Genomic DNA, 11,745 nt, shown 5'->3' on the forward strand with positions numbered 1-11,745 from the left:
ATTTTAATATGATAGTTTATGGGAAGCAAATATTTTTTTATATTTTAGAATATCATAAAGACTGTATCAATGAGCTTTATTTAGCAAAAGAATGTGATAAAACTACTTTTTCCAAAATCGCAAAATCAGGTTTTAAAATCAAAAAACTTGATTTTAAAACTGCTCAAGCTTATGCGAAAGGTGGAAACCATCAAGGTTTTTTGCTAGATATTAAAGAAAGTTCTTTTGCGAATTTAAATGAGGTCAAAAAAAATGATTTTATTGTTATGCTTTATGGAATTAGTGATGTAGGAAATATAGGGGCTATCACGCGTACAGCTTATGCTTTAGGGGTTGGAGCTTTAATTTTTATTGGTGAAAAATTAGCCATGGAAGGAGTAATTCGCACAAGCAGCGGAGCGGCTCTTGATTTACCTATTGTGATAAGCAACGATGCTTTAAGTGTAATAAATGAACTAAAACAAGTGGGTTTTTATTTTTATGCGAGCGATGGCTCGGGAAAAGAAATTCACAGTGTAAAAATAAGCAATGGTAAAAAAGTTTTAGTTTTGGGGAGTGAGGGTTTTGGTTTAAGCTCTAAAATTGTAAAAAAATGCGATGAATGTGTGGGCATTGCGATGAAAAATAATTTTGATAGTCTTAATGTCAGCGCTGCTTTTGCAATACTTTGTGATAGGATGTTAAATGCTTAATTGGAAAAAAATACAAGAATTAAATTTAAAAGAAGTTGCAGCAAAAACACAAATTGAACTTGATTTTCTTGAAGCTTTAGCAGAAAAGAATTTTGCTGTTTTAAGTCGTTTTAATGTTAAAGGTTTTGTTAAAATTTTAAGCAGAGAATACGAACTCGACTTTAGTGATTTTAACGAAGAGTATGAAGCTTATCTTAGTGAAAACAATCCTACTCCACAAACAAAATCAAAAATGATAACCCCAAAACTAGATGCTTATAGTCAAAAATCCTCTAATGCTTGGCCTTCTTTGATTATTCTTATTGTTTTAGTGATCATAGGAAGTGGAATTTATTATTTTGATACACTTAAAACTTTTTTCAAAGATGAACAAAATAATACTAGTACAACAGTTATAGATATCATAGGACAAGCACAAGAAAATTTAAAATCTTTAGGTGGAAATAATGTTGTTGTTATAGACAACAATAAAGCACAAGAAACAAATAAAACAGAGAGCGTTTTACCAATCCAAAACATCTCATTACAAGAAAATGATAAAAACATAAGCATAGAAAATAATATCAGTGAAAATAACACAACCTTACTTGATGAAGAAAAAAATACCCAAATCCAAGAAGACATAAATACACCAAAAACTGATTCTTTAAAAGAAGCACATTTTAAAATCTCTACCAAGATTTGGATAGGTTTGATAGATTTAAAAAGCCTTAAAAAAACAAGCTTTGTTAAAGAAAAAGATTTTAATATTTCTTTAGATAAAGATCAGTTAATTTTAACAGGAGCTGCAGCTTTAACAATGTTTGATCAAGAAAATAAAGAACAAAAATTTCCTGCAGGAATTTCAAAACGTTTCTTGATTAAAGATGGAAAAATTACAAGTATTTCAGCTGCTGAATTTGCAAAATTAAATAAAGGCAAAGAATGGTAAAAAAAATTATTATTCTTACTCTTTATGTTAATATATCTTTTGCAATCTCAAGTCTTGATTTGGCAAAAAATTTAGTAAACAATCCTAGTAAAAATTCTCAACTAGAATTATTATTTTCAAATAATTCTTACATAGATAATAATGGAAATTGTGATATTGCAAAAATATCTCAAATATTAAAAACCAATTCTTTAATTGCCTTAACACTATCAAATCCTCAAAGTCTGAGACTAAATTTTAAAGCAAAAGCTGATGAAGTTATGTTTTTTAAAATTTTATCCGATGTTTTAACAGATGCCGGATATATATATTTTATCCCTACAGATTTGATTTTAAGAGAAGGAAATATTGACTATACTATACAAGTAGAATCTCAATATATTTTAGATCCTGGAACGCTTTACAATCTCTTAAAAGAAAATTCTGTCTATATAAATAATATTAAGCGTATTGGGGCATATGATTATGAATATGATTTAAATTTTTCCAATGCTGTATTAAAAACCAATACAAATGTTAATTTAAATACTCCAAAATCATTAGAAAAGCCCCTTAAAGACTATGTGCTTGATTTAAAAAATGCTACAAATTTGATTATTGATGCAAATGATTTAGACAATTGGTTTCCTAAAATCTTCTTTTTAGATAAAAATCTAAATCTAATTAAAGCAGTAAAAAGCGAAAATAAAAATAATCATTTTTCAGAACTTATTCCAAATGGTGCTATATATGCTATTGTAAGCGATATGTATAGTTTAGATAATATACGCAGGGGTTTAAAAATCACACTTAAAAAATAAAGGATTAAGAAATGTTTGATGAAATCCGTTTTAATACCATAGAAAGACTTCCAAATTATGTTTTCGCAGAAGTAAATGCGATAAAAATGGCAGCAAGACGTGCTGGAGAGGATATCATCGACTTTTCAATGGGAAATCCCGATGGTAAAACTCCACAACACATTATAGATAAACTTTGTGAAAGCGCTAACAAAGATAAAACCTCGGGATATTCTACATCCATGGGGATTTATAAACTTCGCTTAGCAATTTGTAATTGGTATAAAAGAAAATATAATGTCAATCTAGATCCTGAAAATGAAGTTGTAGCTACCATGGGTTCAAAAGAGGGTTTTGTAAATCTTGCAAGAGCGATTATAAATCCTGGAGATGTTGCTATTGTGCCAACTCCTGCTTATCCTATACATACTCAAGCTTTTATTATAGCAGGAGGCAATGTAGCAAAAATGCCTTTAGCTTATAATGAAAAATTTGAGCTTGATGAAAATCAATTTTTTGAAAATTTACATAAAACTTTAAATGAAAGCATCCCGCGTCCAAAATATGTCGTTGTTAATTTCCCGCATAATCCAACAACAGTAACTTGTGAGAAAAGTTTTTATGAAAGATTGATAGCAACGGCAAAAAAAGAAAGATTTTATATTATTTCAGATATTGCATATGCAGATTTAACTTATGATGACTATAAAACTCCTTCTATTTTGGAAATTGAAGGTGCAAAAGATGTAGCGGTAGAAACTTACACTCTTTCAAAATCTTACAATATGGCAGGCTGGCGTGTAGGTTTTGTAGTAGGAAATAAACGCTTAGTCAGTGCGCTTAAAAAAATAAAATCTTGGTTTGATTATGGTATGTATACACCTATTCAAGTAGCAGCTACCATAGCTTTAGATGGAGATCAAACTTGTGTGGATGAAATCCGTGCAACTTATGATAAAAGAATGCACATTTTACTTGAAGCTTTTGAAAATGCAGGCTGGAAACTTCAAAAACCAAGAGCAAGTATGTTTGTTTGGGCAAAACTCCCTGAAAGCAAAAGACATTTAAAAAGTTTAGAATTTTCAAAACAACTTTTACAACGTGCTAGTGTTGCAGTAAGTCCTGGGGTAGGTTTTGGCGAAGCAGGTGATGAGTATGTAAGAATTGCTTTAATTGAAAATGAAAATCGCATACGCCAAGCTGCACGCAATATCAAAAAATATTTAAAAGAGTAAGTTATGAAAGTAGCAATTCTTGGTTATGGCACTGTTGGAAGTGCAGTGGTTAAATTTCTTTTAGAAAACAATAAACTTATTCGTGCGAGATGTGGGCAAAGCATAACTCCTGTGATCGCTCTTGCTAGAAGTCCTAAAAAAAACGCTTTAATTCCAATTACTCATAGCGTTGAAGAAATTTTAAATGCTGATGTAGATGTTTTTGTAGAGTTAATGGGTGGAGTGGATGAAGCTTTTAAAATAGTGAGTGAAATTTTAAAAAAGAAAAAAGCTGTTGTTACTGCAAATAAAGCTATGCTTGCTTATCATCGTTATGAACTTGAAAATTTGGCTAAAAATTTAGCCTTTGGTTATGAAGCAAGTGTGGCTGGGGGAATTCCTATTATAAAGGTTTTAAAAGAAGGTTTAAGTGCAAATAATATTTTGGCTATAAAAGGGATTTTAAATGGTACGAGTAATTATATTTTAAGTTCTATGAGTCAAAAAAATATGAGTTTTAAACAAGCCTTACAAATAGCTCAAAATTTAGGCTATGCAGAAGCTGATCCAACTTTTGACATAGAAGGACAAGATGCAGCTCATAAACTGCTTGTTTTATCAAGTATCGCTTATAATCTTAAAGCTAAACCTGAAGATATTTTGATCGAGGGTATTAGCGAAATTGCGCCTGAAGACATGTATTTTGCTAATGAGTTTGAATTTACCATAAAACTTTTAGGTATAGCCAAGGTGCGTGAAGATAAAGTAGAATTAAGAGTGCATCCTACTATGATAGATAAAGAAAAAATGCTTGCAAAAGTCGATGGAGTGATGAATGCTATAAGTATTAATGGAGATTTGTTGGGTGAAAGTTTGTATTATGGAGCAGGAGCAGGAGGAGAGGCCACTGCAAGTGCTGTGATTTCAGATCTTATGGATATAGCAAGAGATCAGGTAAAAGCACCAATGCTTGGTTTTGTGAATACTTTAGAATACGAGCTTTTAAGCAAAGATGAAATTTATACAAAATATTATTTAAGGGTGAAAGTTGAAGATAAAATAGGGGTTTTATCTAAAATCACACAATTGATGAGTGAAAATAATATTTCTATCGATAGTTTTTTACAAAAACCTAAAAAAAATGATGAAAATTACAGTACTTTATTTTTTACTACGCATTTAACTTATGAAAAAAGCATACAAAATTTGCTTGAAATTTTACGCAAACAAGATTTTATAAAAACCAAGCCTTTTATGATGCGTATAGAATAATGGGTGTAAAAGCTTATTTAGATGGAATTTTAGGTGAAGATAAGGCTTGTAAATTTTTAAAAAAACAAGGCTTTGAAATTTTAAAAAGAAATTTCCATTCTAAATTTGGAGAAATCGATATAATAGCCAAAAAAGATGAAATTTTACATTTTATAGAGGTTAAATTTACTCAAAATAATTATGAAGCTTCCGAGCGTTTGAATAGAAAAAAACTTGAAAAAATTTTAAAAACTATAGAATTTTATCATCTTAAAAATGGAATTTCATCGGATTTTCAGATTGATCTGATTTGCATTAAAAATGATGTGATACAATTTTGCGAAAATATAAGTTTTTAAGCTGATATTTAAAAAAATAAAATACAATTAGACAAAAATTAAAGAAAGGAAAAATTATGGGAAAATATATTGAATTAACAAGTGATAATTTTGCTCAAGCAAAAGAAGGTGTAGCTTTAGTTGATTTTTGGGCTCCATGGTGCGGACCTTGTAGAATGCTTGCTCCAGTTATTGATGAACTTGCAAATGACTTTGATGGTAAAGCTAAAATTTGCAAAGTAAATACAGATGAACAAGGTGATTTAGCAGCTGAATTTGGTGTTCGCTCTATTCCTACGCTTATTTTCTTTAAAAATGGTGAAGTTGTAGATCAACTCGTTGGTGCACAATCTAAACAAGCAATTAGTGATAAACTAAACTCTTTACTATAAACTAAAGGCTAGTATAACTAGCCTTCTTCTTAAAAATTTCAAATTTATACTAAATAATAATTTTTATTAACTACTATTAAGAATAATTTTTATATCATTATTAATAATAAAATTCAATATAAAGGAAATGTAGATGTTAGATGTAGCAATCATAGGTGGAGGTCCTGCTGGACTTAGTGCCGGACTTTATGCAACTAGAGGTGGTCTTAAGAATGTAGTAATGTTTGAAAAAGGTATGCCTGGCGGACAAATTACCTCAAGTTCTGAAATAGAAAATTATCCAGGTGTAGCCCAAGTTATGGATGGAATTTCTTTTATGGCTCCTTGGAATGAACAATGTATGCGCTTTGGTTTAAAACATGAAATGGTTGGAGTAGAACAAATTTTAAAAAATAGTGATGGAAGTTTTACCATCAAATTAGAAGGTGGTAAAACAGAACTTACTAAAGCTGTGATAGTTTGCACAGGTTCAGCTCCAAAAAGAGCAGGTTTTAAAGGCGAAGATGAATTTTTTGGAAAAGGTGTAAGCACTTGTGCAACTTGTGATGGATTTTTTTATAAAAATAAAGAAGTTGCAGTTTTAGGTGGTGGAGATACGGCTTTAGAAGAAGCTTTGTATCTAGCAAATATTTGTTCTAAGGTTTATCTTATCCACCGCAGAGATGAGTTTAGAGCAGCTCCATCTACAGTAGAAAAAGTTAAGAAAAATGAAAAAATAGAACTCATTACTAGTGCAAGTGTAGATGAAGTATATGGTGATAAAATGGGTGTTACTGGTGTAAAAGTAAAATTAAAAGATGGTAGTATTAGAGATTTAAATGTTCCAGGAATTTTTACTTTTGTTGGTCTTAATGTAAGAAATGAAATTTTAAAACAAGACGATGGTAAGTTTTTATGCAATATGGAAGAAGGTGGGCAAGTAAGTGTTGATCTTAAAATGCAAACTAGTGTTGCTGGACTTTTTGCCGCAGGAGATCTTAGAAAAGATGCACCTAAGCAAGTGATTTGTGCTGCAGGTGATGGAGCTGTAGCTGCATTAAGTGCTATGGCTTATATAGAAAGCTTGCATTGATTTTTTCTTATTATAGGCTAGAATTCCTAGCCTAAATCTTTATATCAATACTCCTTAAAAATATAAAATATTTTTTCATAACGTTTTATAAATATTATTAAATATAATTTAAATTATACTTAATTTTGTTACATAATTACACATTTAAAAAAATATAAAAATATTATTTTTTTTAAATTAATATATTTTTTATATTAAAAACTATAACTTATTTATGTTAAAAAAATAAGGAAGGAATAAACATGGACAAAAAACAAAGTCGCAGAAATTTTCTTAAAGCCTCATCTTTGTTTGCTTTAGTAGGTGCTAGCGCACCAAGTATGGTTTTTGCTCATACGCACAATCAAAACAATTTGAATTCTACTCAAAATTATCGTGCTAGAATTTTTTTTAATAATTCTGCACAACTTGATATTCTGAGTGAAGCAGTAGAAAGAATTTTTCCCGAAGATGATTTAGGACCAGGTGCTAAAAAATTAGGTGTAGCTATTTTTATAGATAATGAACTTGCAGGAAATTACGGAAGTGGAGCAAAAGATTATCGCTTTGGACCTTTTATACAAGGAAAGAAAAATCAAGGTTATCAATATCCTTTAACTAGAGCTGAACTTTTTAAAATGGGTGTAAATGCTTTAGATGAAGAAGCAAAACTTCGTTATAAAAAAGGCTTTGTAGAGCTTAGCGCAAAACAAAAAGATGAAGTCTTAAGAGCTTTTGAACAAGATAAAACAAAGGTTTCTTTTGGAGATAAGATAAAAGCTAGCGATTTTTTTACAGAGTTAAGAAGCATAACTATAACAGGAGTTTATGCTGATCCAATTTATGGCGGCAATGCAAATATGCAAGCTTGGCGCATGAAAAAATTCCCAGGCGCTCAAATGACTTACGCAGCTCAAGTTTTAGATGGAGATAAATTTGAAGTGATAGAACCTATTTCTTTGGCTGATATGTCACATTAAAGGAATACAAATGGCAAAAATACTTAAAAAAACAGATGTTGTTGTTATAGGTTTAGGTTGGAGTTCTTCTATTGTTGCAAATGAATGCACTAAAGCAGGGATTAAAGTTGTCGCCTTAGAAAGGGGTGGACATCAAGATACTTCGGATTTTTTGGGTGCGCATGATGAGTATAAATATGTTAATAATGCTGCAATGAAACAAGATTTAAGTAAAGAAAGTATATGTGTTAGGAATAATGATAATGAAATTGCTTTACCAATGAGAAAAAATTATGCTTTTGATGTCGGTAATAATGTTGGTGGAGCAGGAGTTCATTGGAATGGTATGAGTTATCGTTTTCTACCTTATGACTTTCAAATAAAATCTTTAACAGAAGAAAAATATGGCAAACATAAAGTTTCTAAAGAATACACTATTCAAGATTGGGGTGTAAACTATGATGAAATGGAACCTTACTACGACAAAGCTGAAAAAATGATGGGAGTTTCTGGAGAAGATAAAAGTCCTTTCTCAGGAAAAAGAAGCAATCCTTATCCTAATCCTCCTTTAGAAAAAACAACTATGTTAAAAAAATTTGATAAAGCAACCAAAAAACTTGGATATCATCCTTGCATGGTTCCTGCTTCAAACTCATCTCAAACTTATACAAATCCTGATAAACAAAGCTTGGGAGCATGTCAATATTGTGCTTTTTGTGAGCATTTTGGTTGTGAATATGGTGCAAAAGCTTCTCCTATAGTAACAACTATACCTTCAGCTTTAGCAACTAAAAACTTAGATATTAAAACGCATGCTAATGTTTTAGAAATTTTGCATAAAGATGGTAAAGCTACAGGGGTAAAATTTATCAATACTTTAACTTTAGAAGAATTTATCCAGCCTGCAGAAGTGGTTATGCTAGGCTCTTATGTTTTCAACAATGCTAAACTTTTAATGATTTCTAATATAGGCGAAATTTATAATCCAAAAACAGGCAAAGGAACTTTAGGAAAAAATTATAGTTATCAAATCACACCTAGTGTTAATGGTTTTTTCAAAGATCCATTTAATTCTTATCTTGGAGCTGGGGCACTTTGCAATTGGATAGATGATTTTAATGGGGATAATTTCGATCATTCTAAACTTGATTTTATTCATGGAGCAAGCTTTAGAATTTCCCAAAATGGAGCAAGACCTATAGCATCAAATCCAATTAAACCAGGTACACCTTCATGGGGAGCCGAATTTAAAAAAGCTTCTATTTATAATTATACTCGATTTACTTATATTGGAGCTCAGGGTGCATCTATTCCTTATATAGGTAATTATTTATCCCTTGATCCAACTTATAAAGATGCTTATGGACTACCACTTATCCGCGTAACCTATAATTTTACCAAACAAGATAAAAATCTTTATAATTTTATGCTTCCAAAACTAAAAAGCATCATGCAAGAAATGGGAGCGCAAAATATTTACACTTCGCCAAAATTAGGAGATTATGGAGTAGTTTCAAATGGTTGGTATACTTCTACCCATATTGCTGGCGGAACTATAATGGGTACAGATAAAAGCACAAGTGTAGTTAATCCTTATTTACAACATTGGGATGTTAACAATCTTTTTGTCGTAGGTGCAGGAAATTTTCCACATAATCCAGGCTACAACCCTACCTTAACCTTAAATGCTTTAGCCTATCGTGCTAGCGAAGCTATTATAAAATATTTAAAAACTGGTAATTGCTAATGCAGTAATTAAATTCCAAGCCTTAAGCTTGGAATTTATTAGCTTCCTATCACTCCACCATCAAGTTTTCTTATCATCATTACACTCGATCTTGGCGTTTTTCCATAAGGAAAAGTACTACCTTTTAAACCTTCTCTTGGGTGTTGTATACCTACAAACATTGTAGTATAATCCTCACTAAAAACAATCCCTGTTAATTCACAAGCAATAAACCCTGTTAAAAAGCGTCTGATTTCCCTATTTTTGGATTTACTGCTAGCATGCAGTTATTCCCATACCTTTGTATTCATTTTTATTAGATAAGATCCATCTGTTTGCATCCAAAGTCTTCCATCTCTATCAAATTTAAGCTCATCAAGAGATAGGTTCTTGGTGGTTTTATTATTTGCTAGTATTGCAAATACTTCTTTAGAACCACTTTGCTTGTGGCTTGCTATCCATTTTCCCTATCTTTTAAAATCTCCCACTTTACCATTAAACTGTCCTATATACAAAATGCTTTCATCTAATAATTTTGCTATATTAGCACCTTTTTTATATTTGTGTTTACTAATAAATTTAAAAATAACTCGTCATTCACCCATATAAACCCGTCTTTTTTACGATAATTCCTATATTTACATGTTTAAACACCCTAAAGAAGTTCTTTTAAGGCATATTTTTATATTAAAAAGATTGATTTCATCGATATTTTTAGCTAAATCAAATATTTCATCAAAATTCTAAATTTTCACCTAAACTTCAAAAAATCGTCAAAATTTTCTTCACGGGTGATATAAGTTCCCCAAGGTGTTTGTCCATTTGCATAATTTGCAAAAGTTCCATGAATAAATTTTTCATTTTTTAAAACTTCTTTTTTAGCTGCTCACTTACTTGCATTTTAGTGTTTGCATCGATTCTGCGGTTATACTTAGAGTCTAAAAACAGTCCAATCATCATCTTTTTTTCGATTTCTAAGATACTCACACCCACACTGGATTGATCATATAAAACATCTTCTTTGCTTAAATTTTTGCTATGGATGATTAAATATAATTTCAGGATTTATATATTCATTATTAACGGCTAAAATTGCTCTATTTTTTGAAAGTGGAAAAAACTCATACCATCATCGTTATCTCTAAAAAACCAAATGAGCATTTTAACTACATTTATATCGATGATTTTATTTTCATCATAAGGTTTTGCTTTACTAAAAGTGGATCACCCAAAAAATTAAAACCTTTGCTTCATAACCTTGTGGTGCTATAACTTTATCTTGTGTGCTTGCATCAACAACTTTAAAACCTAGAAAATCCTTATCCTTAAGCATAGCAGCACTTAAATTTGAACTTAAAAAAAAGCCACCATAGAACCTAAAGCTGAACCTTTTAAAAACAATATTCTTTCCATTTGTTTTTACTTCATATTAAAATTTAAAACAATGGAAATATAAAAATATTTGGAAACTTTTTAGAAATTTTGATGAAAAATTTAAATCGAAGGAAAAATTTATACCTAGTTTTCACTAGGTATAAATGACTAATTAAAACCTCTTCTTCTTAACATCTTCTAAGATATTATTAGCTATATCACTTACTGTACTAGAAATAATAGCTGATTCATTAGCAATTTCAACATTATCTTTAGTAGTTTGATCAATTTGTGCTACGCTATCATTGATTTGAGTAATACCTGCAGTTTGTTCTTTAATACTTTCTGCCATATCATTGATAGATTGAACAAGTAAATTAGTATTAGCTTCTATTTCAGATAAAGACTTTTGAGTTCTCTCAGCTAGTTTTCTAACTTCATCAGCTACCACTGCAAAGCCTCTACCATGTTCTCCAGCACGAGCTGCTTCAATAGCTGCATTTAAAGCTAGAAGATTGATTTGATCTGCAATATCACCTATGATACCTGTAACATTTTTAATCTCTTCAGATTGAGTGATAACATCACTAGTTTTAACTGAAACATTTTGCATAGAAGAAGTGATCTCTTCTAAAGCTGCTGCAGTTTCTTCTAAAGATTGAGCTTGAGAATTTGAAGAAGTGGTTAAGCTTTGAACAGCAGTTTGTAATTTTCCACTTTCATTAGCTAAAGCATTAGCAAAGTCTGAACTTTGTTTTAGCATTTTAACTATTTCATCACCTAAAGCATTAGTAGTTAATTCAACACTTCCTGAAGCATTAGAGATTTTATTTCTAAAATCTAAGTTTTTATATTCTTCAAATATTTTATGAATAACATTCATATCAGAACCTACTCTAGCTTGTAAAACATCAAGAAGTTTATTTAGAACATTTTTAAGTTCAATAAGTTGTGGGTTTCTTGGATTAGCAGTAATTCTTGCTGTTAGATTACCACCTTCTACAACTGATACGGTTTGAACTGATTCTTTAACGGCTT

At 30.5% G+C, this 11,745-nt stretch carries 12 protein-coding genes and 2 pseudogenes; 10 read left to right on the forward strand and 4 right to left on the reverse strand.

The features are described from left to right. The first annotated feature begins 8 nt into the window (after positions 1 to 8). The 10 genes from rlmB to AJ881_RS05670 all read left to right on the forward strand — a co-directional run bounded on the left by rlmB (position 9) and on the right by AJ881_RS05670 (position 9,354). Entirely contained in the window at positions 9 to 692 is a 684-nt protein-coding gene (rlmB, locus tag AJ881_RS05625) for a 23S rRNA (guanosine(2251)-2'-O)-methyltransferase RlmB (protein WP_044779788.1), read from the forward strand. Then, entirely contained in the window at positions 685 to 1,623 is a 939-nt protein-coding gene (locus tag AJ881_RS05630) for a membrane protein (protein WP_044779789.1), read from the forward strand. Before rlmB ends, AJ881_RS05630 begins: the two co-directional genes overlap by 8 nt. Beyond that, positions 1,617 to 2,423 (forward strand): hypothetical protein, encoded by an 807-nt coding sequence (locus AJ881_RS05635; protein ID WP_070282911.1) that lies wholly within the window; start codon positions 1,617 to 1,619, stop codon positions 2,421 to 2,423. The genes AJ881_RS05630 and AJ881_RS05635 overlap by 7 nt, the downstream gene beginning before the upstream one ends. A gap of 11 nt (positions 2,424 to 2,434) precedes the next feature. Further along, positions 2,435 to 3,637 carry an LL-diaminopimelate aminotransferase gene (locus AJ881_RS05640; RefSeq protein WP_002854656.1) on the forward strand — a complete coding sequence of 401 codons (1,203 nt, stop codon included), beginning with the start codon at positions 2,435 to 2,437 and terminating at the stop codon, positions 3,635 to 3,637. A 3-nt stretch (positions 3,638 to 3,640) separates the two neighbouring features. Then, positions 3,641 to 4,888, forward strand: a complete 1,248-nt coding sequence (locus tag AJ881_RS05645) for a homoserine dehydrogenase (RefSeq protein WP_044778705.1) — start codon at positions 3,641 to 3,643, stop codon at positions 4,886 to 4,888. Further along, the gene (locus tag AJ881_RS05650) at positions 4,888 to 5,226 is read left to right on the forward strand and encodes a YraN family protein (RefSeq protein WP_070282913.1); all 339 of its coding nucleotides are present in this window, start codon (positions 4,888 to 4,890) and stop codon (positions 5,224 to 5,226) included. The genes AJ881_RS05645 and AJ881_RS05650 overlap by 1 nt, the downstream gene beginning before the upstream one ends. 56 nt (positions 5,227 to 5,282) lie before the next feature. Beyond that, the gene (trxA, locus tag AJ881_RS05655; protein WP_002778629.1) at positions 5,283 to 5,597 is read left to right on the forward strand and encodes a thioredoxin; all 315 of its coding nucleotides are present in this window, start codon (positions 5,283 to 5,285) and stop codon (positions 5,595 to 5,597) included. Between the two features lie 133 nt (positions 5,598 to 5,730). Further along, a complete protein-coding gene (gene trxB / locus AJ881_RS05660) occupies positions 5,731 to 6,669 on the forward strand; it encodes a thioredoxin-disulfide reductase (RefSeq protein ID WP_002857228.1) in 939 nt (312 codons plus the stop codon). A gap of 242 nt (positions 6,670 to 6,911) precedes the next feature. Then, positions 6,912 to 7,628 (forward strand): gluconate 2-dehydrogenase subunit 3 family protein, encoded by a 717-nt coding sequence (locus AJ881_RS05665; RefSeq protein WP_002871524.1) that lies wholly within the window; start codon positions 6,912 to 6,914, stop codon positions 7,626 to 7,628. Between the two features lie 10 nt (positions 7,629 to 7,638). Then, the gene (locus AJ881_RS05670; RefSeq protein ID WP_052949910.1) at positions 7,639 to 9,354 is read left to right on the forward strand and encodes a GMC family oxidoreductase; all 1,716 of its coding nucleotides are present in this window, start codon (positions 7,639 to 7,641) and stop codon (positions 9,352 to 9,354) included. Positions 9,355 to 9,392: 38 nt separating this feature from the next. Here the strand turns inward: AJ881_RS05670 and AJ881_RS09710 are convergent, their stop codons facing one another. The 4 genes and pseudogenes from AJ881_RS09710 to AJ881_RS05680 all read right to left on the reverse strand — a co-directional run. After that, entirely contained in the window at positions 9,393 to 9,515 is a 123-nt protein-coding gene (locus AJ881_RS09710) for a hypothetical protein (protein ID WP_370659185.1), read from the reverse strand. Positions 9,516 to 9,545: 30 nt separating this feature from the next. Further along, a pseudogene (locus tag AJ881_RS09715) lies at positions 9,546 to 9,620 on the reverse strand (hypothetical protein); the annotation flags it as partial. Further along, positions 9,602 to 10,746 (reverse strand): annotated as a pseudogene (locus AJ881_RS05675) (PhoX family protein); the annotation flags it as partial. The pseudogenes AJ881_RS05675 and AJ881_RS09715, both read right to left, overlap by 19 nt. Before the next feature lie 133 nt (positions 10,747 to 10,879). Then, positions 10,880 to 11,745 (reverse strand): methyl-accepting chemotaxis protein (locus AJ881_RS05680; RefSeq protein WP_261660185.1); only part of this gene is annotated, 866 nt, incomplete at its 5' end.

The sequence above is a fragment of the Campylobacter sp. BCW_6460 genome, from assembly GCF_001762705.1.
GTDB classification, from domain to species: domain Bacteria; phylum Campylobacterota; class Campylobacteria; order Campylobacterales; family Campylobacteraceae; genus Campylobacter_D; species Campylobacter_D jejuni.